The organism is Promicromonospora sp. NPDC052451 (genome assembly GCF_044547525.1).
GTDB lineage: Bacteria > Actinomycetota > Actinomycetes > Actinomycetales > Cellulomonadaceae > Promicromonospora.
The window spans coordinates 167,008-193,325 of record NZ_JBIUAP010000008.1 but is presented as its reverse complement, the minus strand read 5'-3'; the positions used below and the strand labels follow the sequence as shown (position 1 = coordinate 193,325).

The following is a 26,318-nucleotide window of genomic DNA, read 5'->3' as shown; positions in this document are numbered from 1 at the left end:
CCTGGAACGCGCACCGGCCCGGTGCGCGTACCGGGTTAGCCTTGGCCCCGTGGAACTGATCCGGAAGGGCAAGGTTCGCGAGGTCTACGCGGACGGCGACGATGTGATCCTGGTGGCCTCCGACCGCGTGTCGGTGTACGACGTCGTGCTGCCCACGGCCGTACCCGACAAGGGCGCGATCCTGACCCAGCTCTCGCTGTGGTGGTTCCGGCAGTTCGCCGACCTGGTGCCCAACCACGTGATCAGCGAGGACGTCCCCGAGGAGTGGGCCGGGCGCGCCATCCGCTGCAAGAAGCTGTCGATCGTGCCGGTCGAGTGCATCGCCCGCGGTTACCTCGCGGGCGGCGGCCTGGACTCCTACAACGCCACCGGCACCGTGTCCGGCGTGACGTTCCCCCCGGGCCTGGTCGAGGCCGACCGGCTGCCGGAGCCCGTGTTCACGCCGTCGACCAAGGCGGACGAGGGGCACGACGAGTACATCTCCGTCGAGGAGATCGCCAAGGAGCTGGGCGCCGAGACCACGGACCGGCTCCGCGAGCTCACCCTGGCCATCTACGAGCGCGGCGCCGAGATCGCGCGCGAGCGCGGCGTCATCATCGCCGACACCAAGCTCGAGTTCGGGTTCGACGCCGACGGCGTGCTGACCCTCGCCGACGAGGTGCTCACGCCCGACTCCTCGCGGTTCTGGAAGGCGAGCGAGTACGAGCCCGGCCGCGGGCAGTGGTCCTACGACAAGCAGTTCGTGCGCGACTGGTCCTCGACCCTGACCGGCTGGGACCGCACCTACCCCGGCCCGGAGATCCCGGACGACGTCGTCACCGAGACCCGCGCCCGGTACGTGGAGATCTACGAGCAGCTCACCGGCGACCGCTGGGCCTGACCAGCTGAGTGCCGGCCACCTGTCGGTCCACGATCGGATCTTCGACAGGTAGCCGGCACTCGACAACGGCATGGCTCGAACAGACGTGTCAGTGTCTGCCGATAGCCTCTGGCCCGTGAGCACCACCGCATCCGCATACCAGGCGACGTTCGAGGAGCTCGGCACGCCGCTGCAGGAGGTGACCTTCGTCGTCGTGGACCTGGAGACCACGGGGACGAACACCAAAGAGGGCGGCATCACCGAGATCGGCGCGGTCAAGGTGCGCGGCGGCGATGTGCTGGGCGAGTTCCAGTCGCTGGTGAACCCGGGCCAGCCGGTCCCGGCGTTCGTGGCACGGTTGACCGGCATCACCAACGCCATGGTCGCCACGGCACCCGACATCGCGCTGGTGCTCCCGAGCTTCCTGGAGTTCGCGCGCAACACCGTGCTGGTGGCCCACAACGCCCCGTTCGACATCGGCTTCCTCAAGGCGATGTGCTCGCGGCTGGACTACCCGTGGCCGGGGTTCACGGTGGTCGACACCGTGCCCCTGGCCCGGCGCCTGGTCACACGCGACGAGGCGCCCAACCACAAGCTCTCCACCCTGGCGAACCTCTTCCACGCCACCGTCTCCCCCGACCACCGCGCCCTGGCGGACGCGCGCGCGACCGTCGACGTGCTGCACGCCCTCTTCGAACGGCTGGCGCCGATGGGCGTCACGCACCTGGAGGACCTCGCCACCGCCGCGGACCCCGTGCCGCCCGAGGTGCGCCGCAAGCGCCACCTCGCCGACGACCTGCCCGAGGCACCGGGTGTCTACCTGTTCCGCGGGCCGGGCGACGAGGTGCTGTACGTGGGCACGTCGGTGAACATCCGCAAGCGGGTGCGCTCGTACTTCACCGCGGCCGAGAAGCGACGGCGGATCACCGAGATGGTCCGCATCGCCGAGCGGGTCACGCCGGTCGCGTGCGCCACCCCGCTGGAGGCCCAGGTGCGCGAGCTGCGGCTGATCACCGAGCACGCCCCTCGCTACAACCGGCGCTCCAAGTTCCCGGAACGGCACTCGTGGGTGCGGCTGACCGACGAGGCCTATCCGCGCCTGTCGGTCGTGGCCGGCGTGGTGGCCGGGGCGGCGCACATCGGCCCGTTCGGGTCACGGCGTACCGCCCAGGAGGCGGTGCACGCCCTGCACGACGCCCTGAACCTGCGCCAGTGCACAGCCCGCATCCCGCTGGTCTCCCGCACGCCCGGCAGCCCGTGCGCCCTGGCCGGCATGGGCCGCTGCTCCGCACCGTGCGTCGCCACCGAGGCCCCTGACGCCTCCTACGCCGACGTCGCCGACGCCGCTCGCGCGGCCCTCACCGGCGACCCGGCTCCCGTGGTACGGGCGCTGTCGGACCGGATCGCCGCGCTCGCGCACCAGGAACGGTACGAGGAGGCCGGCGAGGTCACGCGGCGGCTGCGCGCCTTCGTGTCGGGCGCGCACCGCGCGCAGCGGCTGGACCCGCTGGCCCGGTGCGCCGAGCTCGTGGCGGCCCGTCCGTCCGGGATCGGCGACGCCCCCGGGCGCCCGGGCGGCTGGGAGATCGTCGTGATCAAGCACGGGCGGCTGGCGGCCACCGACGTCTCCGCACCGGGCGCCGACCCGTTGCCCCTGGTGACGGCGCTGCGTACCACCGCCGAGCACGTGGAACCGCCCGTCGCACCGGCACCGGCCGCACATCCCGAGGAGACCGACCTGCTGCTCGCGTGGCTCGACTCCCCCGGCGTGCGCCTGGTGCACGTCAGCGACACCTGGGCCTGCCCCGTACGCGCCGCGGGCGCGCACGCCGACCTGACATGGGCGTCCGACCGGGTCCGCACGGAGATCGACGCCACGCACCCGGCCACCGAGCACGACGACGACGGCGCGCGCCCGGCGCCCGGGAACGGACGCCAGGTGGATACGATGACGGCATGCTGACCGCGATCGTCCTCATCGACGCCGAGACGTCCCGCATCCCCGAGGTCGCGCAGGAGGTCGCGAACATCGACGGAGTGAGCGAGGTCTTCTCCGTGACCGGCAAGACCGACCTCGTCGCGATCGTGCGCGTGCCCGAGCACGAGCAGCTCGCGGGCGTGGTGTCCGACAGCGTGAACAAGGTGCCCGGCGTGCAGAACACCGAGACGCTCATCGCGTTCCGGGCGTACTCGAAGGCGGACCTGGAGCAGGCCTTCGCCCTGGGTCTCGACGACTGAACCACGACTGAACCGGCGAACCCCGGCCGCCCCTCACTCCCCCTTGCCGGCAGGCGCCCCGCTCCCCGCCGGTGCCGCGGGCTCGATCGCGGCGTGCCTGCCGTGCCCGTGCGCTGCGGCCACTTCCGCCGGGGTGACGGGCTCCACGCGGTCCTCGTAGAAGAACCGGGACACCCGCTGCCACCGCCGGTCCGACCGGTAGCCCTTGCGCCGCACGCCCCGCGAGTCGGTGAGAGGCGCGATCTCCAGCGGGGCGGGCGAGTCGTAGTTGACCCGCAGCCACCGCTCCTGCTCGTCGAGCGGGGCGTGCACCTCGACGTACTCACCGTTCGCGAACCGCACGATGCGGCCCGACTCGTGGCCGTGCAGCACCAGCTCGCGGTCCTTGCGCTGCAGGCCCAGGCACACCCGTTTGGTCACCCAGAACGCGAGCACCGGCCCGACGAAGAGCAGCACGCGCAGCACCCAGGTGATCGCGAAGATGGACAGCGAGAAGTGGGTCGCGATCAGGTCGTTCGTCGCGGCCAGCGCACAGACCATGAACGCGACGAACAGGGCCACGCCCGTGGCCGTCCGGACCGGCCGGTTGCGCGGCCGGTCCAGCACGTGGTGCTCGCCCCGGTCGCCCGTGACCCGGGCCTCGAGGAACGGCCACCCGAACAGCAGCGTGAACAGGATGCCCGGCACCACGATGGCAGGGATCAGCAGGTTCATGCTGAGCGTGTACCCGCCGATGACCCACTCCCAGCCCGGGCCCGGCATGAGCCGTAGCGCGCCGTCGACGAACAGGATGTACCAGTCCGGCTGCGTGCCCGCCGAGACCGGGGACGGGTCGTAGGGGCCGTAGTTCCAGACGTTGTTGATCGCCATGGTGGCGCCCATGAGAGTGAGCACGCCCGCGATGATGAAGAAGTTGCCGGTCATCTTGGCCACGTACACCGGCAGTGCGGGATAGCCCACGACGTTCCGGTCGGTGCGCCCGCCACCCGGGTACTGGGTGTGCTTCTGCAGCACCATGATGAACAGGTGCAGCGCGATGAGCGCGATCAGCAGTCCCGGGATCACGAAGATGTGCAGCGTGAACAGCCGCGGGATGATGTGCTCCCCGGGGAACTCACCGCCGAAGACCAGGAACGAGACGAACGAGCCGATCAGCGGGATCGACTTCACCACGCCGTCGATGATGCGCAGGCCGTTGCCGGACAGTACGTCGTCCGGCAGCGAGTAGCCCGAGAAGCCGGCCGCCAGCGCCAGGACGAGCATGGTGGCACCGATGATCCAGTTCACCTCGCGCGGCTTGCGGAACGCGCCGGTGAAGAAGATCCGGAACATGTGCAGCACGATCGAGCCCACGAAGATGAGGGCGGCCCAGTGGTGGATCTGCCGCATCAGCAGACCGCCGCGCACCTCGAACGACATCTCGACCGTGGAGCGGAACGCCGCGGACATGAGCTGGCCGTGCAGGGTGGCCGGGTGCTCGCCCTCGTAGCGCACCAGCGCCATGGACGGCTCGAAGAACATCGTCAGGAAGAACCCGGAGGCGATCAGGACGACGAACGAGAACAGGGCGATCTCGCCCAGCATGAAGGACCAGTGGTCCGGGAAGACCTTCCGCGCGAGCTGGTTGACCAGTGCACCGATGCTCGTGCGCTGGTCCAGGTAGTCGGCCGCCTTGCCGACGCCCGTCGTCGGACGCTGCTGCTGTGCCACGTCATCACCCCTGAGGTAGGAGACACGTGCCTGCCCGTACATGCCTCTCCAGTAGACACCTCGTCAGGCACTGCTTTCCACCCAGGACGACGATTCCACCCGCCGGTCCGTGACATGACAGATCCGGCGCGCCCGGTCGGGGGTCCCCGCGGGTGCGCCGGATCTGGTCAGGAGGTCAGGCGGACGGGACGACCAGGCCCGCCGTCTGCGTCTTGGCCCGCGCCAGGCGCTCGGAGACGTTGCTCCACGACACCAGGTTCCACCAGGCCTTGATGTAGTCCGGGCGCACGTTCAGGTAGTCGATGTAGTACGCGTGCTCCCAGCAGTCCAGCATGAGCACCGGGGTGAGCGCGAAGGGGATGTTCCCCTGCTGGTCGAAGAGCTGCACGACGACCAGCTTCTGACCCACCGAGTCCCAGGCCAGGACGGCCCAGCCGGAACCCTGCACACCCGCGGCGACGGCGGTGAAGTGCGCCTTGAACTTCTCGAACGAGCCGAAGTGCTCGTCGATCGCCGCGGCGATGTCACCGGTCGGCTCGCCGCCGGCCTCGGGCGCCATGTTCGTCCAGAAGATCGAGTGGTTGATGTGACCACCGAGGTTGAAAGCAAGGTCCTTCTCGATCTTGTTGACGTTTGCCAGGTTGCCCGACTCGCGGGCCTCCTCGAGCTGCTCCAGGGCAGTGTTCGCGCCCTTGACGTACGTCGCGTGGTGCTTGGAGTGGTGCAGCTCCATGATCTTGCCCGAGATGTGCGGCTCGAGCGCGGCGTAGTCGTAGGTCAGGTCAGGGAGCGTGTAGACAGCCATTGCTGAGGTACCTCCAGGATCGGTCCGCGCACCGGACGGAGCGCGGGTCATGCCGCCGTCCTGGCCGTGCGCCGCAGTGGTGCCCGGCGGGACGGCAATGGCCCGTGTCCCCGGCCGCAGACGCGGACCGGGAGACACAGGCCATCGCTTGGTGTCGCAGGTCGCTCAGTGCTCCCGCGAGGAGCTGCCGGCGCCGGCCTCGACGGACGGGCGCTCGGACTCGCCCAGCTCGTCGTGCTCACCGTGCGAGTGCGCGGCCTCCAGCTCGGCGGGCGTGACGGGCTCGACGCGGTCCTCGTAGAAGAACCGGGACAGACCCTGCCACCGCTTGTCGGACGCGTACCCCTTGCGCTTGACGCCACGGGCGTCGGTCTTCGGCTCGATGGTCAGCGGCGCGGGTGCGTCGTAGTTGACGCGCAGCCAGCGCTCCTGCTCGTCGAGCGGGGTGTGCACCTCGATGTACTCGCCGTTGGCGAACCGCACGATGCGGCCCGACTCGTGGCCGTGCAGCACCAGCTCGCGGTCCTTGCGCTGCAGGCCGAGGCAGATGCGCCGGGTGACGTAGTACGCGAACACCGGCCCCACGAAGAACAGGACTCGGAACACCCATGTGATCGCGTTGATCGACATCGCGAAGTGCGTCGCGATGAGGTCGTTCGACCCGGCCAGGGCCAGGATGATGAACGCCGTCAGGAACGCGACGCCCAGGCCGGTGCGGGCCGGACGGTTGCGGGGGCGGTCGAGCACGTGGTGCTCACGGTCGTCGCCCGTCACCTTCGCCTCGACGAAGGGGTAGACGAACAGGAACGTGAACAGGATGCCCGGGACGACCACGGCAGGGACCAGGACGTTCAACGGCAGGGTGAACCCGCCGATGACCCACTCCGTGCCTTGTCCCGGCATCAGGCGCAGCGAGCCCTCGAGGAACAGCATGTACCAGTCCGGCTGGGCACCCGCGGACACCGGTGACGGGTCGTACGGGCCGTAGTTCCAGACGTTGTTGATCGCCATGGTGGCGCCCATGAGGGTGAGCACGCCCGCCACGATGAAGAAGTTGCCGGTCATCTTGCCGACGTACACCGGCAGCGCCGGGTAGCCCACGACGTTCTTGTCCGTGCGGCCGCCACCCGGGAACTGGGTGTGCTTCTGCAGCACCATCAGGAACAGGTGCAGCGCGATCAGCGCCAGGAGGATGCCCGGGATCACGAAGATGTGCAGCGTGAACAGACGCGGCACGATGTGGTGGCCCGGGAACTCCCCGCCGAAGATCAGGTACGACAGGAACGAGCCGACCAGCGGGATCGACTTGACCACGCCGTCCGTGATGCGCAGGCCGTTGCCGGAGAGCACGTCGTCGGGCAGCGAGTAGCCGGTGAAGCCGGCGGCCAGGCCGAGGATCATCAGGAGCAGGCCGACGACCCAGTTGATCTCGCGCGGCTTGCGGAACGCGCCCGTGAAGAACACGCGCATCATGTGCACGACGATCGAGGCCATGAAGATCAGCGCCGACCAGTGGTGGATCTGCCGCATCAGCAGACCGCCGCGCACCTCGAACGACATGTCGAGGGTCGAGGCGAACGCGACCGACATGAGCTCGCCGTGCATGCTTGCCGGGTGCTCACCCTCGTACCGGGTCAGTGCCATCGAGGGCTCGAAGAACATCGTCAGGAAGAACCCCGACGCGATCAGGACGACGAACGAGAACAGGGCGATCTCGCCCAGCATGAAGGACCAGTGGTCCGGGAAGACCTTGCGCGCGAACTCCTTGACGGCCACGCCGATGGAGGTGCGCTGGTCCAGGTAGTCGGCCGCCTTGCCGACCGTCGTCGTCGGCTTGGCCGGTGCCTCGCGCTGGGTGTCGTGGGTCGCGGTGCTCACTTCAGGCGCTCCCAGAAGCTCGGGCCGATGGGCTCGGCGAAGTCGTCCTGCGCCACGAGGTAGCCCTCGTCGTCGACCGTGATCGGCAGCTGCGGCAGCCGCCGGTTGGCCGGGCCGAAGACGACCTTCGCGCTGTCGGCGATGTCGAACGTCGACTGGTGGCACGGGCACAGGAGGTGGTGGGTCTGCTGCTCGTAGAGCGCCACCGGGCACCCCACGTGCGTGCAGATCTTCGAGTAGGCGACGATGCCCTCGTGCGACCAGGTCTCGCCCTCCGGCGACTGGTCGGTCCGGAGGTCCTCCGGGTTGAGGCGGACCATCAGGACCACGGCCTTGGACTTCTCCGTGATCCACTCGTGGGTCTCGCGGAACTCCTCGGTCGTCTCCGGGATCACGTGGAAGACCGAGCCGACGGTGACGTCGGAGGCCTTGATCGGCCGGCCCGACGGGTCGATCGCCAGGCGCGTACCACGGGTCCACATCGTGTGCTTGAACTTCGAGATGTTCCAGTCGCCACCCACAGAGCCGATCAGCGGGACCGCGATCGCCAGCGGGAAGAGGGCCAGGGCACCGAAGAACGCACCCTTGAGCACACCGCGGCGGCCGATGACGCCGGAGTCCGCGAGGCCCTCGTTCATGTCCCGGATGGCCGTCTCGCGCGCCTCGCCCTGCGTGGCGAGCGTGTGACGCTCCTGGACCAGCTCACGGTCGCCCATGAGGGTCTTGGCCCAGTGGATGCCGGCGACGCCGATGCCCAGCAGGGACACGGCGAGGCCGAGGCCGATCAGCAGCGTCGACAGCCGGACGCCCGCCGTCGTGCCGTCCGGCGGCACCATCACGTACGCCACGATCGAGCCGATCGTGCCGAGCACCGAGAGGGTGAACAGGAGGGTGACCGTCCGCTCGGCCCGCTTGGCGGCCCGCGGGTCGGTGTCGGTGAGGCGGTGCTTGTGCTCCGGCACGCCCGGGTCGGGGAACCGGTCGGAGGGCACCACGGCGTTGCCTGCCTGCGGGGTGACCGTCACCTCGCGCGAGGCGTCGGCCGGGGGGTTCTGGTTCTCGCTCACGAGGACTTCGCTCCGATCCACACTGCGGCGCCGATGAGCAGGCCGAGGCCGATCGCGAAGGCCCACAGACCCTCGGACACCGGACCGAGGGCGCCGAGCGCGTTGCCGCCCGCCGAGCCCTCGCGCTGCTCGACGAGGAACGCGACGATGTCGCGCTTCTCGTCCGGCGTGATGTTCGCGTCGTTGAACACCGGCATCGACTGCGGGCCGGTCTGCATGGCCTGGTAGATGTTCCGCTCCGACGTCTCCCACAGCGCGGGGGCGAACTTGCCCTCCGACAGCGCGCCACCCGCGCCGACGGCGTTGTGGCACATGGCGCAGTTGGTGCGGAACAGGGCCATACCGTTGGCGGCGTCACCCTGCGTGGCATCGACCTGGTCGTCCGTGGGGATCGCCGGCCCGGCGCCCAGCGAGGCGACGTACGCCGCCAGGGCCGCGGTCTGCTCCTCGTCGAACTGCGCCGGCTTGGCGCGCGCCTGGGGGCCGTTCATCTGCATCGGCATGCGGCCGGTCGACACCTGGAAGTCGACGGAGGCGGCGCCGACGCCCACCAGGGAGGGCACGCCGTCGGTACCCTCCGCGTTCGCGCCGTGGCAGGTCGCGCAGTTGGCCTGGAACAGCTTCTTACCGGTCTCGATGTCCGCGGTGCTGACGGTCTCGGCCTTGGCCGTGCTCGGAGCCAGGGCGGCGTAGATGCCACCCGTGGTCAGCAGCGCCAGCAGCAGGAGCACGACCGGCGCCAGCCGGTGGTGCCTGCGGGCGGCGAGTGCCTTCACGAAAATGTCCTCGTCTCGCTGAGTGATTGAGCTTCTCTGTCTTGAACCTATGCCACCGCACGGGCCCTGGCGCACGCGGCACCCCGCAGGGCGTCCGCAGCGCGGGTCACTGCAGCAGGTAGATCACCGCGAACAGCGCGATCCACACCACGTCGACGAAGTGCCAGTAGTAGGACGTGACGATCGTGGTGGTGGCCTCGTGGTGACCGAAGCGCTTGGCGGCGAACGAGCGGCCGAGCACGAAGAGGAACGCGATCAGGCCGCCGGTCACGTGCAGGCCGTGGAAGCCGGTGGTCATGTAGAAGACCGAGCCGTACGCGCTGGAGGAGATGGTCAGCCCCTCGTGGACCAGCTCCGTGTACTCGAAGATCTGGCCCCCGATGAAGAACGCGCCCATCAGGTAGGTCATCGTCAGCCACTCGTGCATGCCCCACTTCCAGAACTGGAAGATGTTGCCGGAGCGCGACGGCTTGAACTCCTCCGCCTTGAAGACCGCCCACTGGCAGGTGAACGAGGACAGCACCAGCACGATCGTGTTGATCGTCGAGAAGGTGATGTTCAGCTTGTCCGCCTGCGCCGCCCACTCCTCGGCCGGCATGGTCTGCCGGACGGTGAAGTACATCGCGAAGAGCGCTGCGAAGAACATGAGCTCACTCGCGAGCCAGACGATCGTCCCGACCGAGACCGGGTTCGGACGATTGACTGTCACATGCTGGTGCGTGGGGGTGGCTGCAGCCGTTGCGGTCGACACGACAGCCATTATGGCCGACGTTCGGGTGTCCCGAACGCCGAACCGTCACAGACGCTCGCGTCGAATCTCACAAAGTCCTTCCAACGCCCTACCTGCGGCGTCTCTTGCTGACGCGATCCAGCAGAGTGCCATGAAAAGGCGTCGGACAGAACTGCCGCCGGGGCGGGGACTGTGCCACGATCGACGCATGACCGGCATGACGACGGATGTGACCAGCGCAGCGGCGAACGGCGTGACGGCGTCGAGCCCGCGCATCCTCCTGTACAGCGACGACCGCACGGTGCGCGAGCAGGTGCGCCTCGCCGTCGGCCCGCGCCTGCGCGCGGGCGCGCCCGACATCGAGTGGAGCGAGGCCGCGACCCCCGCCGCCGTGGTGGACCGCGCCGACCACGAGACGTGGGACCTGCTCGTCCTCGACGGCGAGGCCGACCAGGCCGGCGGCATGGGCCTGTGCCGCCAGCTCAAGAACGAGATCTACGAGTGCCCGCCCGTGCTCGTCCTCACCGGGCGCCCCCAGGACGCGTGGCTCGCCACGTGGTCCCTGGCCGACGGCGTCGTGTCCCGTCCGCTGGACGCCATCACGGTGCAGGCGGCCGTCGCGAAGCTGCTCGCCCCGGGGACCGGCGCGTGAATCTCGAGGCACCCACCTGGTCCGGTCTCCTCGCCGGGCTGATGACCGGCACCGACCTGAGCCAGGCGGAGGCCACCTGGGCGATGGACCGGGTGATGACCGGCGAGGTCTCCCCCGTCCAGCTCGCGGGCTTCCTCGTGGCGCTGCGGGCCAAGGGCGAGACCGTCGACGAGCTCGCGGGCCTGACCGACTCGATGGTGCGGCACGCCACCCACATCGAGGTGCCCGGCCCGTCGGTGGACATCGTCGGCACCGGCGGCGACCGCGCCCACACCGTGAACATCTCCACGATGGCCTCCATCGTCATCGCGGGCGCCGGGCTGCGCGTGGTGAAGCACGGCAACCGCGCGGCGTCGTCGTCGTCGGGCAGCGCGGACGTGCTGGAGGAGCTCGGGATCCGGCTGGACCACACGCCGGAGCGCGTCGCGCAGATCGCGCGCGAGGCGGGCATCACCTTCTGCTTCGCCATGGTGTTCCACCCGTCCATGCGGCACGCGGGCGTGGCCCGCAAGGAGCTGGGCGTGCCGACGGCCTTCAACTTCCTCGGCCCGCTGACCAACCCCGCCCAGCCGCGCGCGGCCGCCGTGGGGTGCGCCGACGCGCGGATGGCGCCGCTGATGGCGGGCGTGTTCGCCGAGCGCGGCAAGTCGGCGCTCGTGTTCCGCGGCGACGAGGGCCTGGACGAGCTCGCGGCCACGGCGGGCGCCACGGTGTGGGAGGTGTCGGACGGCGCGGTCACCTCCCACCGGATCGACCCCGCGTCCGACCTCGGTCTCACGCGCATCAAGGTCGAGGACCTGCGCGGGCAGGACGCGGCCTACAACGCGGGCGTCGCCCGTGCCCTCCTCGCCGGTGAGGCGGGTCCGGTCCGCGAGACCGTGCTGCTCAACGCGGCCGCCGGCCTCGTGGCCGACGGATCCCTGCCCGGTACGGACACCGGGTCGCTCGTGGAGCGTCTGCGGGCCGGCATCGACCTCGCGGCGCAGGCCGTGGACTCGGGCGCGGCACAGGCCACGCTGGACCGGTGGGTGGCGGCGAGCCGCTAGCCGAGACCGCCGAGGGAGAACGGCGGCGAGACGGAACGGGGGCCCGAGCGCTGGTCAGCGCTCGGGCCCCCGTTCCGTCTCGGCGGGAGTGCGATCAGTGCGAGTGGATACCTCGCGAGAACTCGAACACCCAGCCCACCAGCGCGATCACGGCCACGCAGAAGCCGATGTAGAGCACCCACCAGCCCACGGCCAGGCCGAGGAAGCAGATCGCGGCCGATCCCGCGATCGCCAGCGGCCACCAGCTCCACGGCGCGTACACGCCCTGGTCGCCCGCGGCGTCCTCGATGTTGCCGTTCGGGTCGTCCTCCGGGCGGGCGTCGATGCGGCGGGCCGTGAGGGCCAGGTACGCACCGATCATCGCCACCAGGCCGCCCACGAGCGGCATGCCGAGGAAGCCGACCGGCTCGGTCCAGTCCGTCATGAAGCCGTAGACGATGCCGGCCCCGACGAAGATGGGTGTCCCCCAGAGGAACAGCCGGGTCTCGATCTTCACTTGCTGGTCCCCTCGTCCGGCGTGTCAACGATCGTCGTGCTGCTCTGACCCGACTCGCCGCCGCCGTCCGCGGTGCGCTGCTGGGCCTGGGTGTCCTGGCCCCGCCGGTCGGCCTCGCCGTAGATGTTGTCGAGCACACCGCGGTCGTACTCGGGGCGCTCCATGGCGACCACCTCGGGGTGGTGCAGGTCGAACGCCGGCGACTCCGAGCGGATGCGCGGGAGCGAGGCGAAGTTGTGCCGCGGCGGCGGGCAGGACGTGGCCCACTCCAGGGAGCGGCCGTAGCCCCACGGGTCGTCCACGGTGACCTTCGGCGCCTTGCGCGCGGTGACGTAGACGTTCCAGAGGAACGGCAGCGTCGAGGCGGCGAGGATGAACGCACCGATCGTCGACACCTGGTTCTCCCAGGTGAAGCCCTCCTCGGGCATGTAGTCGGCGTAACGGCGCGGCATGCCCTCGACACCCAGCCAGTGCTGGATCAGGAAGGTCGTGTGGAAGCCCACGAAGAGCAGCCAGAAGTGCAGCTTGCCCAGCCGCTCGCTCAGCATCTTGCCGGTGAACTTGGGCCACCAGAAGTAGAAGCCGGCGAACATCGCGAACACCACGGTGCCGAAGACCACGTAGTGGAAGTGCGCCACCACGAAGTACGAGTCGGAGAGCTGGAAGTCCAGGGCCGGGCTCGACAGGATGATGCCCGTCAGGCCACCGAAGAGGAATGTCACCAGGAAGCCGATGGACCAGAGCATCGGCGTCTCGAAGGTGAGTTTCCCTCGCCACATCGTGCCGATCCAGTTGAAGAACTTCACGCCGGTCGGCACGGCGATGAGCATCGTCATGAACGCGAAGAACGGCAGCATGACGGCGCCGGTCACGTACATGTGGTGCGCCCACACCGTCACCGACAGGGCGGCGATGGCGATGGTCGCGTACACGAGGCCCGTGTAGCCGAAGATCGGCTTGCGGCTGAACACCGGCAGGATCTCCGAGACGATGCCGAAGAACGGCAGCGCGATGATGTACACCTCAGGGTGCCCGAAGAACCAGAACAGGTGCTGCCAGAGGATGGCGCCGCCATTCTCCGGGTTGAAGATCTGCGCGTCCAGGCGCCGGTCCGCACCGAGTGCGAACAGGGCCGCGGCCAGCGGCGGGAACGCCATCAGGATCAGCAGGCTGGTGATCAGCGTGTTCCACGTGAAGATCGGCATCCGGAACATGGTCATGCCCGGCGCGCGCATCGTGATGATCGTGGTGATGAAGTTGACGCCACCGAGGATCGTGCCGAAACCGGCCAGCGCCAGGCCGAACACCCAGAGGTCTCCACCCAACCCTGGACTGTAGGTGGTGGTCGACAACGGCGCGTACGCGAACCACCCGAACGAGGCGGCACCCTGCGGGGTGAGGAAGCCGGCCGTCGTGATGAGGCCGCCGAACAGGAACAGCCAGTAGGCGAACATGTTCAGTCGCGGGAACGCGACGTCGGGCGCGCCGATCTGGAGCGGCATGATCACGTTCGCGAAGCCCGCGAAGAGCGGGGTCGCGAACAGCAGCAGCATCACGGTGCCGTGCATCGTGAAGAGCTGGTTGTACTGCTCCTTGCTCTGCACGAGCTGGATGCCCGGCTCGAAGAGCTCGGCGCGGATCAGCAGCGCCATCAGGCCGCCGATGCAGAAGAAGATGAACGACGTGATCAGGTAGAGGTACCCGATCGTCTTGTGGTCAGTGGAGGTGATCCACTTGACGATGGTCCGGCCGAGCGACTGTCGCCCGGGCGCCAGGCCCGGGACCAGCTCGGTCGTGGTCGCTGCGGCCATCAGTGCCCAGCCTCCTCTTCTTCGGTTGCCGCCGGCGTGTCCACCGGGCCGGCGGTGCGGGCGAGGTCCATGCCCAGCGAGCCGGTCTGTCCCTTGGCGGCGAGCTCGGCCATGTGGGCGTCGTACTCCTCGGCCGACACGACCTTCACGTTGAACAGCATGCCCGAGTGGAACTCGCCGCAGAGCTCGGCGCACTTGCCGGCGTAGGTGCCCTCGCGGGTCGGCGTCACCTGGAAGGTGTTGGTCCGGTTCGGGATCATGTCCTGCTTGTACAGGAAGGCAGGGATCCAGAACGAGTGGATGACGTCACGCGACTCCAGCGTGAACTCCACGGTCTCGTTCACCGGCAGGTACAGCGTCGGGAAGGACGTCGAGGTCCCGACCGCGCCGTCGACCTGGTCCTCGGCGGTGAGGCTGCCGGGGTCCGCCTCGTGCTCGCCGTAGTCGTAGACGTCGGCGTCGAGGTAGTTGAAGTCCCAGCTCCACTGCTTGCCGACCACCTGGATGTGCTCGGTCGCGGTGCCGTCGACGGTCTGGATCTCCGTCATGTCCCGGTCGGTGTACCAGAACAGCACCAGCACCATGATCAGCGGCACGGCCGTGTACATGAGCTCGAGCGGCAGGTGGTAGCGCGTCTGCACCGGGAGCTGGTGGTCGTCCTTGCGCTTGCGGTAGGCCGCGATGCACCACAGCATCAGGCCCCACGTCACGATGCCCACCGCGAGGGCGGCGATCCACGAGCCCACCCACAGGTCGGTGATGCGTCCGGTCTGGTTAGTCACCTCCCCGTCGCTGTAGCCGGGCAGGTATCCGCGCTGGACGGATTCACTGGCGCAGCCCGTGGCCAGCACTGCGACGGCGACGGCGAGTGCCGACGCGCGCAGGATGGCCCGCCGGGTGCGGGTAGGTGGCTTCGAGTGCAAGGGAGGCCTTTCACGTCTCGTCCGGCGCGTCGCACCGGTATCCTCCCGAGCTCCACGCAGAACCTTCGTCCTCGATGAGATGCAGCCTAGCGCGCTCCGGGGCCTGATGATGCCCGGAAGGCCCCCTCCCGGACGTGACGCACTCCGCACCCGGGGCGCCCATCGACGCTGTTCAGGACACGCACCCAGGTCGTGTCAGAACGATGGCGGCGGCGGGCGGACGGGGCCGGGTGCGAGGATCAGGTGTCGGTGGCGGTGACGGACCACGTCCCGCCGTCGTCCCAACGACATCCGGGCGCCGGAACGCGTCACCGGGCCGCGGGCCAGGCACCGCACGGCCCGGTACCCAGGAGCAGGAGGACATGTGAGCCACGCCACCCCGGGCACCCCCGGCCGGGTGCACCTCGACAACGGCGGGCGCGCCCCGTGGCACCCGCTCGCGCGGCAGGCGTTCGAGCAGGCCCTCGGCGACGGGTGGGCCGACCCGCGCCGTCTGCACGCCGAGGGCCGGCGCGCCGCGCGGCTGCTGGACGGCGCCCGCGAGGCGATCGCCGCGGTGCTCGGCGCGCGCACGCAGGAGGTCCACCTCACCCCGAGCCACACGGCCTCGCTCCACGCGGCCGTCGCCGCGGCCGCCGCCGCGCGGCACCGCGTGGGGAGCACGGTCGTCGCGAGCGCCGTCGAGCGGGCCGCGGTGCTGCACGCGGCGGAGCACGCCGGGGGCGGCGCGGGGGCCTCGGCTCCCGCAGGCGGGCCCCTCGTCGTACCGGTCGACCGGCACGGGCGGGTCGACGCCGGTGCGATGGCCGAGGCCGTCCGCGGACCAGGCGTCGCGCTGGCCGCCCTGCAGCACGCGAACGGCGAGGTGGGCACGCTCCAGCCCGTCGAGGCGGTGCACGAGGCCGCGCGCGCGGCCGGCGTCCCCCTCCTGGTCGACGCGGGCGCGAGCGTCGGCCACGTGGCGGTGCCCGGCACCTGGGACCTGCTCGCCGCGGACCCCGCCGACTGGGGCGGTCCGGCCGGCGTGGGGGTGCTCGCGGTACGGCAGCGGGTCCGGACGGCGGCGGTGGGCCCGGAGGACGAGGACCCGTGGGCGCCCGGTGGCGTGAGCGTGCCGCTCGCGTTCGCCGCGGCCGTGGCGCTCCAGGCGGTCGAGTCCGACCGCGCAGCGCAGGAGGCCCGCCGCCGGGCGCTGGTGGAGCGCGTGCGGGCGCAGGTGGCCCGCATCCCCGACGTCGAGGTGGTGGGCGACCCGGCGGACCGGCTCCCCCACGTCGCCACGTTCTCGTTCCTCTACGTGGACGGCGAGGCGCTCGTGACGGAGCTGGACCGGCAGGGTTTCGCGGTGGGTTCGGGCTCGGCGTGCACCGCGAGCACCCTGGAGCCGTCGCACGTGCTGGCGGCCATGGGGGTGCTCACGCACGGCAACGTCCGGATCGCCCTGGACCGGTCCACGACCGAGGACGACGTGGACCGGTTCTGCGCCGTGCTGCCGGAGGCGGTGGCGCGGGTGCGGGAGATGCTCGGCGTCGGCGGCCTGTGAGACCCGTGCCGGACCCGGGGGCCACTAGAGTGGCCGGTGTGTCTGACACGCTGGTGGACGCTCGCGGGCTGCGCTGCCCGCTGCCCGTGATCCGGCTCGCCGCGGCCGCGCGGGGGCTGCCCGCGGGCACCGAGCTCACGGTGCTGTCGACCGATCCTGCCGCGAGGCTCGACGTCCCTGCCTGGTGCCGCATGCGCGGTCACGAGCACGTCGCCACCGTGGAGCACCGGGCCGAGGGTACCGACCGCAACATCCCCGGCGCCGGGGATGTTGCGGGTGACGGCTCGGCCTCCGGCGACGAGGCGTGGACGGGCTGGGCGGTCACGGTCCGCCTCGGCTGAGCCGGCCGGCACTCCTGTCGCAGGCCCGGTGCGCCGACCCGCCGGAACGTCCTGCCGGTCCACCCATCCCGAGTTCGGTCAGCTGCACGCGCTGGCGCCTTGTCTTCGGTCGGTTGCCTCCGGATCGGTCCGTCGATGGACCGATCCGGAGGCGACCGACCGAAGACCCGGTCCGGGCCCCGTCAAGCGACCGACCTCAGTCCGGCGGACGACCCGACACCCGGCCAGCACCCCCTGACGACGTCGGGCCGGTCACCGCGACGGTGACCGGCCCGATGCCGTACGAAGAACTGCGATGCAGGGAGCCTCGATCAGGAGAACGACCCGCCGCAGGCGCATGCGCTGCCCGCGTTCGGGTTGTCGATCGTGAAGCCCTGCTGCTCGATCGTGTCCTTGAAGTCGATCGTGGCGCCCTCGAGGTACGGCACGCTCATCTTGTCCACGACGACCTCGACGCCGTCGTAGTCCCGCAGCGCGTCCCCGTCGAGCAGGCGCTCGTCGAAGTAGAGCTGGTAGATCAGCCCGGAGCAGCCACCCGGCTGCACCGCGACGCGAAGGCGCAGGTCGTCGCGGCCCTCCTGCTCGAGCAGGCTACGGACCTTGCCCGCGGCGACGTCGGTGACGTTGACGCCGTGGGTTGCGATGTCCGTGGTGGTGTCGGTCATGTCATCTCCCGATCGTGTTCGACATACCCGTAGTCGATCTTTCAGCGGTGCCAACCCATCGGATCGTCCGTCTGTTCCCGCTACCGGTTGTTCCCTTGGATCGTACGCCTCCGGGCCGCCCGGGCCACCATGCGTCCGTGGTCGCGCGTGTCCGCACGGTGTGTCGTGGGTTCACCCGGTCCAGGCGGGCGTCCAGGTCCGGGCGACGCGGCCCACGTCGCCGCCGGCGAGCTCGTGCACGCCGCTCAGGCCCGCGGTGGACCACTCCCGCCTGGTCACCTCGCTGCGCTCCGTGAGGACCACGACGGGCACGGCGTGCGGCGCGGCCGCTGCAGCCGCCTCCACGACCACCCCGCGCCGGAGCGCCTCGCCGTCCAGCCGCGTGACGTACGCCACGACCACGTCGGCGTCCCCGGCCGCACGGGCAAGCGCCGCTCCCTCGGCGGGAGGCAGCGCGGACGGCGCCGGGCCGGGCGCGACGGGGCCGGGGTGCGCGGGTCCGGCGTCCTGCGGCCCGACGGCGGCCGGCCGGCCCACGGGGATCGCCGACCCGGCCAGCAGCACGCTCCCGCCCGCCGGGCCGTGCCCGGGTGCGGCGGCGGGCGACCGGACGGCACCCGCCCCCGGTACCCGGACCGCCCGCGTCTCGGTGCCGGCGTGCGGCGCGGCGGCGCGCCAGCCGGAGGCGAGTCGCTCGGCGTCGGGCAGGGTCTCGGCAAGCAGCAGCACGTGCACGTCAGGCATCGTGGCACGTCCTGACTGCGTGTCACCACCGCGTGTCATGATGTTCACTGTGAGCACCCTGCTGGCTGATCCCACCGGCTTCTCCGAGCCCGCCCCCTCTCCGCTGCTGCTGCTCGGCCAGGGTCGTGACCTGGCGTCCGAACGTGGCGTGGAGTGTCCGGGCGACCTTCCCGCGGCGAGCGACCCCGACCTCGTCGACAGGGCCCGCGCCGCACGTGCCGCGCTGGGCGAGCGCGCGTTCGTCCTGGGGCACCACTACCAGCGCGACGAGGTCATCGACTTCGCCGACGTCACGGGCGACTCGTTCAAGCTCGCGCGCGAGGCGGCCGCCCGGCCCGAGGCCGAGTTCATCCTGTTCTGCGGCGTCCACTTCATGGCCGAGAGCGCGGACATCCTGACCTCCGACCGGCAGCAGGTCGTGCTGCCCGACCTCGCGGCGGGCTGCTCGATGGCCGACATGGCGGCGATCAACCAGGTCGAGGAGGCCTGGGCGGTGCTGCAGGACGCCGGCGTCGCGGACTCCACCCTCCCCGTCACGTACATGAACTCGTCGGCAGCGATCAAGGCGTTCACCGGGCGGCACGGCGGCACCGTCTGCACCTCCTCGAACGCCGAGGTCGCGCTGCGCTGGGCCTTCGACCAGGTGGGTGGCGTCGACGGCACCGGCAAGGTGCTCTTCCTGCCCGACCAGCACCTGGGCCGCAACACCGCGGTCCTGCAGCTCGGCATGTCGCTGGACGAGTGCGTGGTCTTCGACCCGCGCAAGCCGAACGGCGGCCTGACCGACCAGGAGCTGCGCGACGCGCGGATGATCCTGTGGCGCGGCCACTGCTCGGTGCACGGCCGCTTCTCGGAGCAGAACGTCACCGACATCCGCGCCGCCGTCCCCGGCATCAACGTGATGGTGCACCCCGAGTGCAAGCACGAGGTGGTCACGGCCGCGGACCACGTGGGCTCGACCGAGTACATCATCAAGCAGCTCGAGGCCGCGGAGCCCGGGTCCGCCTGGGCCATCGGCACCGAGCTCAACCTGGTCCGCCGCATCGCCAAGGCGCACCCGGACAAGCAGGTGCACTACCTCGACTCGACGGTGTGCTTCTGCTCGACCATGAACCGGATCGACCTGCCCCACCTGGTGTGGGCCATGGAGTCGCTCGTGGAGGGACGCATGGTGAACCGGATCGTCGTGGACGCCGACGACGCCCACTGGGCCCGTGTGGCGCTCGACCAGATGCTGGCCCTCCCGGGGATCTGACCGGACCGGCCGAGGACCCACCAGTGAGCGGCAACGGCGGGCTGCGCATCGGGATCTTCGTCTTCGACGGGGCGGAGGAGCTCGACGTCGTCGGGCCGTTCGAGGTGTTCGCCGAGTGGGGCTCGCACTCGCAGCTCCGTCCCACGGTGAGCACGTTCTCGTGGGACGGCGCCGGGGTGCGGCTCGCGAAGGGGCTGCGGATCCTGCCGGCGCACGGGGCGGACGACGTCGGCCCGCTGCACGTGCTGGTCTACCCGGGCGGGCTGGGCACGCGACCTCTGCTGGCCGAGCCCGGCCACCTGGAGTGGCTGCGGCAGATCCGCAAGCAGACGCCGATCCTGGCGAGCGTCTGCACGGGCGCCCTGCCCCTGGCGGCCGCCGGGCTGCTGGCCGGGCGGCCCGCCACCACGCACCACGGCCACTACGACGAGCTCGCCGCGCTCGACCCGAGCATCCTCGTGGACACCGAGGCCCGGTACGTGGACGACGGCGACGTGGTCACCTCCGCGGGGGTGTCGGCGGGCATCGACATGGCACTGCACCTGGTCGAGCGGCTGGAGACGCCGGGGGTCGCGCGGGCCGTGCGGTTCGAGATCCAGGCGGGCTGAGCGGCGGCCGAACACCCCGCGACGGCTCCGTGAACAGGTATCCGATACTCCGGGTTCCCGGTATAACCTTCGGCACATGGCTCGCATGCTTCAGCTCACGTGGTCCGGACTCTTCCCCCGCAAGGCCCGCCCCGGGCAGACGCTGCTCGACCCGTCGGTCACCCGGATGCGCGTCGGCCCCCTCGACCTCGACTCGTACCTGCACGTCAACAACGGCACGTACCTGCAGATGATGGACGTCGCACGGAACAACCAGATCGCCGACCTCGGCATGTTCCCGGTCGCCCGGCAGAAGGGCTGGGCCCCCGTGGTCGCGGCCTCGACCATGAAGTACCGCCGGTCCCTGCAGCCGTTCGACCGGTTCGAGATCACCACCCGGATCCTCGGCTGGGACGAGCGTGTCTTCTATCTGGAGCAGGTGTTCACCCGCGGCGACAAGCTGTACGCCCGCGGCATCGTCGCCAGCCGGTTCCTCGGCCGCAAGGGCAACCGGATCTCGCCGTTCGAGGTGGTCCGTGACGCCACCGGCGAGGACCTGCCCTCACCGGAGCTGCCCGCCGACGTCGCGGCGTGGGCGCGCGCGCTGGACGTGGCGCCCCGGGAGCCGGCGCGTCCCTGACGGCGGGAGCCGGAGCCCCGCCGCCCGGGACGCGCCGCCCGGGTGGCCGGGTCAGAGCCCCTCGGCGACCTTCGTCAGGAGGAGCGCCTCCGCCAGGACGACCTTCTGCAGCTCGCCCAGGTGGACCGACTCGTTCGCGCCGTGCGCGCGCGAGTCCGGGTCCTCGACGCCGGTCACCAGGATCGCCGCGGAGGGGAAGACCTCCAGCAGGTCCGCGATGAACGGGATGGACCCGCCCACGCCGACGTCGACCGGCGCCGTGCCCCACGCCTCGGTGAAGGCGGCGCGCGCCGCCCGCATGGCGGCCGTGTCGCCCGGCGCGAGGAACGGCTTGCCCTGCTCGCCCGAGCGCCACGTGACCTGAGCGCCGAACGGCGCATGCTTCGCCACGTGCGCGGCCAGGGCCGCGTCGGCCGCCGCCGGGTCCTGACCCGGCGCGAGCCGCAGCGAGATCTTCGCGGTGCAGCGCGGCGCGATGGTGTTGGAGGCGGCCGCCACCGAGGTCACGTCCATCCCGATGACCGACAGCGCGGGCTTGGCCCACAGCCGCCCGGAGAGCGTGCCGGTGCCGGCGAGCTGCACCCCGTCCAACAGCGAGGAGTCGGCGCGGAACTCGGCCTCGGCGTAGTCGACCTCGGGCTCCGGCGCGGTGACCAGGCCCTCGACCGCGACGTCGCCGGCCTCGTCGTGGAAGGTGGCCACGAGGCGGGACATGAGGGTGACGGCGTCCAGGACGGCCCCGCCGAACATGCCGGAGTGCACCGCGTGGTCGAGCACAGGCAGGTCGATCTCGCCGTCGACCAGACCGCGCAGCGAGGTCGTCAGGGCGGGGACGCCCACCTTCCAGTTGGTGGAGTCCGCCACGACGATGACGTCCGCGGCGAGCAGGTCGCGGTGGGTCTCCAGGAACGCGCGGAACGACGGCGAGCCCGACTCCTCCTCGCCCTCCAGGAACACGGTGACCCCCACGGGCAGGTCGGCACCGTCCGGCAGGCCGAGGGCCCGCAGCGCGCCGAGGTGGGCCACGATGCCCGCCTTGTCGTCCGCGGCACCGCGGCCGAAGAGCCGCTCCCCCACCTGGGTGGGCTCGAACGGGTCGGTGTCCCACGTGGCGGGGTCGCCCGGCGGCTGCACGTCGTGGTGGGCGTACAGCAGGACCGTGGGCGCGCCGGCGGGAGCGGGCCGGCGGGCGACGACCGCGGGTGCGCCCGGGGTACCGTCCGGCCGGGGCGCGGAGAGGATCTGCACGTCGGGCAGGCCCGCGTCGCGCAGGAGCTGCGCCGTGGCCGTGGCGCTGGCGGCCACGTGCGCCTGGTCGAAGGCCGCTGCGGAGACGCTCGGGATGCGCACGAGCGCCTCCAGGTCGGCCTGCAGCGCGGGGAACAGCTCGGTGACGCGGGCCCGGAGGGCCGCGGTGGTATCGGTGGTCACCGGCCCACGGTAACGGCTGGCAGCAGGGCACCGCCGCGAGCGACTAGGCTAGGAGGGTGTTTTCCCGCAGCAAGACCTCGACACCCGACGGCGTGACCCCGGTGGGCGACTCCCCTGACGAGGTGACGCCGCCGTCCGACGCGACGTCGGGCACCGCCGGCAAGGGACGGCCCACGCCCAAGCGCAACGTCGCGCAGGCGGCCAACAAGCGCCCGCTGGTCCCGGACGACCGCAAGGCCGCGCGCAAGGCCCAGCGCGAGAAGTCGCGTGTCGACCGGGAGCGCGCCTACCAGGCGATGCAGACCGGCGACGAGCGGTACATGCCGGCCAAGGACAAGGGCCCGGTGCGCCGGTACGTGCGCGACTACGTGGACGCGCGCTGGAACCTCGGCGAGTTCTTCCTCCCGGTCGCGTTCGTGTTCCTGTTCGCGACGTTCTTCACGCAGCAGTACCCGGAGCTCAGCATCTTCGTGATGCTCGGCCTGTACGGGTTCCTGTTCCTGACGATCATCGACGTCTGGCTCCTGTGGCGGTCGCTGAAGAAGCGGCTGACGGCGAAGTTCGGCGAGGTGCCGCGCGGCCTGCTGATGTACACGATCACGCGGGCCTACCAGCTGCGCCGGTCGCGCCTGCCCAAGCCGATGAGCAAGAAGCGCGGCAACTACCCGGAGTGACCCTCCACCTGCCGAGGTAGTTCACCTGCCGAGGTAGAACGACAGCGAGGTAGAACCCTGTGACGGGTTCTACCTCGCTGTCGTTCCGGCCAGGAGGTCAGGCCGGGCGCTTCTTCGGCATGCCCTCGAGGGTCTTGGCCGGGTCACGCACGACCACGCCGGCCAGCGCGTCGTCGATCTGCTGCAGGAGCTCGGCCGGGATGGTCACGCCCGACGCCTTGACGTTCTCCGCGACCTGCTCGGGGCGGGAGGCGCCCACGAGCGCGGCGGCCACGTTGTCGTTCTGGAGCACCCACGCGACGGCGAGCTGGGCCATCGACAGGCCGAGCTCGTCGGCGACCGGCTTGAGGTTCTGCACGGCCGCCAGGGTCTCGTCGTTCATGAAGCGGCTGATCGTCTGCGCGCCGCCCTTCTCGTCCGTGGCACGCGAGCCCGCGGGCGCCGGCCGGCCCGGCAGGTACTTGCCCGAGAGCACGCCCTGCGCCATGGGCGACCACACGATCTGCGAGACGCCGACCTCCTTCGAGGCGGGGACGACCTCGTCCTCGATGACGCGCCAGAGCATCGAGTACTGCGGCTGCGAGGAGATGAGCTGGAAGCCCAGCTCCTTGGCGAGCGCGGCACCGGCGCGGATCTGGTCGGCGGTCCACTCCGAGACGCCGATGTAGAGGGCCTTGCCCTGGCGGACGATGTCGGCGAACGCCTGCATCGTCTCCTCCAGGGGCGTCTCCACGTCGTAGCGGTGCGCCTGGTAGAGGTCCACGTAGTCCGTGCCGAGGCGCTTCAGCGAGCCGTTGATCGACTCCATGACGTGCTTGCGCGACAGGCCGGTGTCGTTGGGGCCCTTGGGGCCGGTGGGCCAGTAGACCTTCGTGAAGATCTCCAGCGACTCGCGGCGCTCGCCCTTGAGCGCGTCGCCGAGCACCTGCTCGGCAGCGGTGTTCGCGTACGCGTCCGCCGTGTCGAAGGTGCTGATGCCGGCGTCGAGCGCGGCGCGCACGCACGCCGTGGCGACGTCGTTCTCCACCTGCGAGGCGTGGGTGAGCCAGTTGCCGTAGGTGATCTCCGAGATCTTGAGACCGCTGTTGCCGAGGTACCGGTAGTTGACCATGACCGCACCCTATGACAAACCTTCGAATCGAATCGACCCCGGTGATGGACCCGGTTGCGGAAAGGGAACCCTACGGTTGAGTGGGGGCTGCTTCGCCGTCAGTGACGCCCCGTCAGGCCCGACGGCGCGAGCCACCGCGCGGCCACCTGCACCACCGGGCCCACGCCGAAGGCGAACACCACCGTCGCCCAGCCGAACGTGCCGCCGAGCAGCACCCCGAGCAGCACGACCGACACCTCGATCGCGGTCTTCACCAGCCACACCGGCCACCCCGTGACGTGCACGAGGCCCGTCATCAGCCCGTCGCGCGGCCCCGGCCCGAGCCGGGCGCCCACATAGGCGGCGGTGCTCACCCCGAGCAGGACGATGCCGGCCAGGGCCAGCCCCACGCCGGCCGCGAGCGCGGGGGCGGGCAGCAGCCGCTCCAGCACCCACAGCGCCGGGTCGATGACCAGGCTGATCACGATGATGTTCGCGACCGTGCCGATCCCGGGCCGCTGGCGCAGCGGGATCCAGGCGAGCATCACCAGCAGCCCCACGCCGAGCACCACCCAGCCGTAGGCCAGGCCCGTACGGTCCACGAGGCCCTGGTCCAGCACGGCCCACGGCATGGCGCCCTGCCCCGAGTGCAGCATCAGTGCCGTGGCGAGACCGAAGCCGACCAGGCCCAGGAGGAGCTGGACGGTGCGGCGTGCGGGGGACATCAGGACGGGCGCCGACCCGGCGGGCTCGGCGGCGGAATCCAGGTCGTGCTCGGCCGTGGGGCCGGTGGTCGTGGTCATGACATCCAGGGTGCGCATCATTGGCCTTGTCTTCCAGGGCCAATCGCGCAAGAGTGGCCCCATGTCCACCGCGACCCCGACCGTGCTGCGCCATCTCTCCCCCGCGTCCACCGCCCGGCTGCTCGGCACCTGGCACGCGGGCGGACCGGCCTACGTGGCGCTGGCCGACGCCCTGCGGGCCGCCGTCCTGTCCGGCACGCTGGCCCCGCACACCCGGCTGCCGAGCGAGCGTGAGCTGGCCGCGACGCTGCGCGTCTCCCGCACCACGACGTCGGGCGCGTACGCGCGGCTGCGGGAGCTCGGCTTCGCGGTGAGCCGGGTCGGTTCCGGCACCGTCACCACCCTGCCGCAGCGCCCCGTGGACCCCGGGCCGGGCCGGGCCGCGGGCGGCGACGCCCCGGTCGCGGACGACGCGCTGTCCGCCGACGGGATCACCGGCATCCGTCCCGCCGCCGGCTACCTGGACCTCTGGCAGGCGACTCCCCCGGCGCCGCCCGAGCTGCACGACGCGTTCACGCGGGCCCTGGAGGGCCTGCCCGCCTACCTGGACTCGGGCGGGTACGAGCCGTACGGGCTCACGCCGCTGCGCGAGGCGGTCGCCGCGCGGTACCGGGAGCGGGGCGTACCCACCACGGCCGACGAGATCCTGGTGACCACCGGGGCGCAGCAGGCGATCGCCCTGCTGGCCCGGACCCACCTGCACCCGGGCGACCGGGCGGTGGTGGAGTCGCCCACGTACTTCCACGCGATGGAGGCGATGCGCGAGGCGGGCGGGCGCCTGCTCGGCGTGCCCACCGGCCCGCTCGACGTCGACCAGCTCGACTCGGCCGTGCGGCGCGCGCACCCACGCCTGGTGTACCTGGTCCCCGACTACCAGAACCCGACGGGCTCCGTGCTCTCGGCCGACGAGCGGGCGGCGGTGCGCGAGATCGCCGACCGGCACGGCGTCACCGTCGTGGGCGACGAGACGCTCGTCGAGCTCGGCCTGTCCGGCGACGGCACGCCGGCACCCTTCGCCGGCGACGGCACCTCGCCGCACGTGGTGTCGGTCGGGTCGGCCTCGAAGGTGTTCTGGGGCGGTCTGCGCGTGGGCTGGATCCGAGCGCACCCGCGGGTGATCGACCATCTCGCCCGGGCCCGGCAGTCGGCGGACATCGCGACGGCGGTGCTGGACCAGCTCGCCGTGGCCGACCTGCTGCGCCGCCGGGCCGAGGTGCTGCCGGGCCGGCGGCAGCTGCTGCGCGAGCGTCGCGACCTGCTCGTCGGCCGGCTGCGCGACGCGCTGCCGTGGGACGTGCCCGTACCGCCGGGCGGGCTGTTCTGCTGGGTGGACCTGGGCCGCCCGGTCGCCCAGGCCTTCGCCGCCGCGGCGGCGGCCGAGGGCGCGCGCGTCGCGGCCGGGCCGCTGTTCACGCCGGACGGCGCGGGCGCCGCCACGCACGTGCGGCTCACCTTCACCCGGTCACCCGCGGAGCTGGCCGACGCCGTACCCCGGCTGGTCCGTGCCTGGGAGCGGGTGTCACCCCGCGACGGCGGCCCGCGCAGGTAGCCGCC

Annotated in this window: 26 protein-coding genes; 12 read left to right on the top strand and 14 right to left on the bottom strand. The window is 71.3% G+C overall.

All coding sequences use genetic code 11. The features are described from left to right. Nucleotide 1 precedes the first annotated feature (1 nt). From ACIG47_RS16190 to ACIG47_RS16180, 3 genes are all read left to right on the top strand, one after another. The gene (locus ACIG47_RS16190; protein ID WP_397432063.1) at nucleotides 2-880 is read left to right on the top strand and encodes a phosphoribosylaminoimidazolesuccinocarboxamide synthase; all 879 of its coding nucleotides are present in this window, start codon (nucleotides 2-4) and stop codon (nucleotides 878-880) included. A gap of 115 nt (nucleotides 881-995) precedes the next feature. Continuing rightward, a complete protein-coding gene (locus ACIG47_RS16185) occupies nucleotides 996-2,822 on the top strand; it encodes a DEDD exonuclease domain-containing protein (RefSeq protein WP_397431996.1) in 1,827 nt (608 codons plus the stop codon). Next, on the top strand, nucleotides 2,816-3,097 hold the full coding sequence (locus ACIG47_RS16180; protein WP_119143977.1) for an Lrp/AsnC ligand binding domain-containing protein: 282 nt from the start codon (nucleotides 2,816-2,818) through the stop codon (nucleotides 3,095-3,097). Before ACIG47_RS16185 ends, ACIG47_RS16180 begins: the two co-directional genes overlap by 7 nt. A 33-nt stretch (nucleotides 3,098-3,130) precedes the next feature. Here the strand turns inward: ACIG47_RS16180 and ACIG47_RS16175 are convergent, their stop codons facing one another. The 6 genes from ACIG47_RS16175 to ACIG47_RS16150 all read right to left on the bottom strand — a co-directional run bounded on the left by ACIG47_RS16175 (nucleotide 3,131) and on the right by ACIG47_RS16150 (nucleotide 10,093). After that, the gene (locus tag ACIG47_RS16175; RefSeq protein ID WP_397431995.1) at nucleotides 3,131-4,807 is read right to left on the bottom strand and encodes a cytochrome bc complex cytochrome b subunit; all 1,677 of its coding nucleotides are present in this window, start codon (nucleotides 4,805-4,807) and stop codon (nucleotides 3,131-3,133) included. 175 nt (nucleotides 4,808-4,982) lie between these two features. Then, nucleotides 4,983-5,612 (bottom strand): superoxide dismutase, encoded by a 630-nt coding sequence (locus ACIG47_RS16170; protein ID WP_397412624.1) that lies wholly within the window; start codon nucleotides 5,610-5,612, stop codon nucleotides 4,983-4,985. A 165-nt stretch (nucleotides 5,613-5,777) separates the two neighbouring features. After that, complete coding sequence (locus tag ACIG47_RS16165) at nucleotides 5,778-7,490, bottom strand: cytochrome bc complex cytochrome b subunit (protein ID WP_397431994.1); 1,713 nt, start codon at nucleotides 7,488-7,490, stop codon at nucleotides 5,778-5,780. Further along, complete coding sequence (locus ACIG47_RS16160) at nucleotides 7,487-8,557, bottom strand: Rieske 2Fe-2S domain-containing protein (RefSeq protein WP_397431992.1); 1,071 nt, start codon at nucleotides 8,555-8,557, stop codon at nucleotides 7,487-7,489. The genes ACIG47_RS16165 and ACIG47_RS16160 overlap by 4 nt, the downstream gene beginning before the upstream one ends. Continuing rightward, nucleotides 8,554-9,333 carry a c-type cytochrome gene (locus ACIG47_RS16155; RefSeq protein ID WP_397431990.1) on the bottom strand — a complete coding sequence of 260 codons (780 nt, stop codon included), beginning with the start codon at nucleotides 9,331-9,333 and terminating at the stop codon, nucleotides 8,554-8,556. Before ACIG47_RS16155 ends, ACIG47_RS16160 begins: the two co-directional genes overlap by 4 nt. A 106-nt stretch (nucleotides 9,334-9,439) precedes the next feature. Further along, nucleotides 9,440-10,093: a heme-copper oxidase subunit III gene (locus ACIG47_RS16150; protein ID WP_397412616.1), complete on the bottom strand. Its 654-nt coding sequence runs from the start codon at nucleotides 10,091-10,093 to the stop codon at nucleotides 9,440-9,442. A gap of 178 nt (nucleotides 10,094-10,271) precedes the next feature. Between ACIG47_RS16150 and ACIG47_RS16145 the strand changes: the two genes are divergently transcribed. Then, on the top strand, nucleotides 10,272-10,715 hold the full coding sequence (locus ACIG47_RS16145; RefSeq protein WP_397412614.1) for a hypothetical protein: 444 nt from the start codon (nucleotides 10,272-10,274) through the stop codon (nucleotides 10,713-10,715). Next, nucleotides 10,712-11,761 carry an anthranilate phosphoribosyltransferase gene (gene trpD / locus ACIG47_RS16140; protein WP_397431989.1) on the top strand — a complete coding sequence of 350 codons (1,050 nt, stop codon included), beginning with the start codon at nucleotides 10,712-10,714 and terminating at the stop codon, nucleotides 11,759-11,761. Before ACIG47_RS16145 ends, trpD begins: the two co-directional genes overlap by 4 nt. A 94-nt stretch (nucleotides 11,762-11,855) precedes the next feature. Here trpD and ACIG47_RS16135 read toward each other — a convergent pair whose 3' ends face one another. The 3 genes from ACIG47_RS16135 to coxB are packed head-to-tail and all read right to left on the bottom strand — an operon-like array spanning nucleotide 11,856 to nucleotide 14,991. Continuing rightward, nucleotides 11,856-12,257, bottom strand: a complete 402-nt coding sequence (locus ACIG47_RS16135; RefSeq protein WP_397412610.1) for a cytochrome c oxidase subunit 4 — start codon at nucleotides 12,255-12,257, stop codon at nucleotides 11,856-11,858. Next, nucleotides 12,254-14,068: a cytochrome c oxidase subunit I gene (ctaD, locus tag ACIG47_RS16130; RefSeq protein ID WP_397412608.1), complete on the bottom strand. Its 1,815-nt coding sequence runs from the start codon at nucleotides 14,066-14,068 to the stop codon at nucleotides 12,254-12,256. The genes ACIG47_RS16135 and ctaD overlap by 4 nt, the downstream gene beginning before the upstream one ends. Next, a complete protein-coding gene (coxB, locus tag ACIG47_RS16125) occupies nucleotides 14,068-14,991 on the bottom strand; it encodes a cytochrome c oxidase subunit II (protein ID WP_397431987.1) in 924 nt (307 codons plus the stop codon). The genes ctaD and coxB overlap by 1 nt, the downstream gene beginning before the upstream one ends. A 364-nt stretch (nucleotides 14,992-15,355) precedes the next feature. On the opposite strand from coxB, the gene ACIG47_RS16120 reads away from it, so the two are divergent. Beyond that, entirely contained in the window at nucleotides 15,356-16,534 is a 1,179-nt protein-coding gene (locus tag ACIG47_RS16120; RefSeq protein ID WP_397431985.1) for a cysteine desulfurase family protein, read from the top strand. Nucleotides 16,535-16,572: 38 nt separating this feature from the next. After that, nucleotides 16,573-16,875, top strand: a complete 303-nt coding sequence (locus tag ACIG47_RS16115; protein WP_397431984.1) for a sulfurtransferase TusA family protein — start codon at nucleotides 16,573-16,575, stop codon at nucleotides 16,873-16,875. 311 nt (nucleotides 16,876-17,186) lie between these two features. Here the strand turns inward: ACIG47_RS16115 and erpA are convergent, their stop codons facing one another. Next, the gene (erpA, locus tag ACIG47_RS16110; RefSeq protein WP_119143950.1) at nucleotides 17,187-17,540 is read right to left on the bottom strand and encodes an iron-sulfur cluster insertion protein ErpA; all 354 of its coding nucleotides are present in this window, start codon (nucleotides 17,538-17,540) and stop codon (nucleotides 17,187-17,189) included. A gap of 171 nt (nucleotides 17,541-17,711) precedes the next feature. Further along, on the bottom strand, nucleotides 17,712-18,284 hold the full coding sequence (locus ACIG47_RS16105) for a hypothetical protein (protein ID WP_397431982.1): 573 nt from the start codon (nucleotides 18,282-18,284) through the stop codon (nucleotides 17,712-17,714). 40 nt (nucleotides 18,285-18,324) lie between these two features. Here ACIG47_RS16105 and nadA point away from each other — a divergent pair, with 40 nt between their 5' ends. The 3 genes from nadA (at nucleotide 18,325) to ACIG47_RS16090 (ending at nucleotide 20,766) form a co-directional block, all read left to right on the top strand. Further along, nucleotides 18,325-19,539: a quinolinate synthase NadA gene (gene nadA / locus ACIG47_RS16100; RefSeq protein ID WP_397432061.1), complete on the top strand. Its 1,215-nt coding sequence runs from the start codon at nucleotides 18,325-18,327 to the stop codon at nucleotides 19,537-19,539. A gap of 23 nt (nucleotides 19,540-19,562) precedes the next feature. Next, a complete protein-coding gene (locus tag ACIG47_RS16095) occupies nucleotides 19,563-20,147 on the top strand; it encodes a DJ-1/PfpI family protein (protein WP_397412598.1) in 585 nt (194 codons plus the stop codon). Between the two features lie 76 nt (nucleotides 20,148-20,223). Next, entirely contained in the window at nucleotides 20,224-20,766 is a 543-nt protein-coding gene (locus ACIG47_RS16090) for an acyl-CoA thioesterase (RefSeq protein ID WP_397431980.1), read from the top strand. Nucleotides 20,767-20,817: 51 nt separating this feature from the next. Here ACIG47_RS16090 and ACIG47_RS16085 read toward each other — a convergent pair whose 3' ends face one another. Continuing rightward, a complete protein-coding gene (locus tag ACIG47_RS16085) occupies nucleotides 20,818-22,197 on the bottom strand; it encodes a dipeptidase (protein WP_397431978.1) in 1,380 nt (459 codons plus the stop codon). A gap of 56 nt (nucleotides 22,198-22,253) precedes the next feature. Here ACIG47_RS16085 and ACIG47_RS16080 point away from each other — a divergent pair, with 56 nt between their 5' ends. After that, complete coding sequence (locus ACIG47_RS16080; RefSeq protein WP_397412592.1) at nucleotides 22,254-22,871, top strand: DUF3043 domain-containing protein; 618 nt, start codon at nucleotides 22,254-22,256, stop codon at nucleotides 22,869-22,871. A gap of 97 nt (nucleotides 22,872-22,968) precedes the next feature. On the opposite strand, the gene ACIG47_RS16075 is transcribed toward ACIG47_RS16080, so the two are convergent. Both ACIG47_RS16075 and ACIG47_RS16070 read right to left on the bottom strand, forming a co-directional pair. Then, nucleotides 22,969-23,982, bottom strand: a complete 1,014-nt coding sequence (locus ACIG47_RS16075; protein ID WP_397431976.1) for an aldo/keto reductase family protein — start codon at nucleotides 23,980-23,982, stop codon at nucleotides 22,969-22,971. A gap of 98 nt (nucleotides 23,983-24,080) precedes the next feature. Beyond that, on the bottom strand, nucleotides 24,081-24,764 hold the full coding sequence (locus ACIG47_RS16070) for a YitT family protein (RefSeq protein ID WP_397431975.1): 684 nt from the start codon (nucleotides 24,762-24,764) through the stop codon (nucleotides 24,081-24,083). Between the two features lie 61 nt (nucleotides 24,765-24,825). Between ACIG47_RS16070 and ACIG47_RS16065 the strand changes: the two genes are divergently transcribed. Next, on the top strand, nucleotides 24,826-26,313 hold the full coding sequence (locus ACIG47_RS16065) for a PLP-dependent aminotransferase family protein (RefSeq protein WP_397431973.1): 1,488 nt from the start codon (nucleotides 24,826-24,828) through the stop codon (nucleotides 26,311-26,313). Nucleotides 26,314-26,318 lie beyond the last annotated feature (5 nt).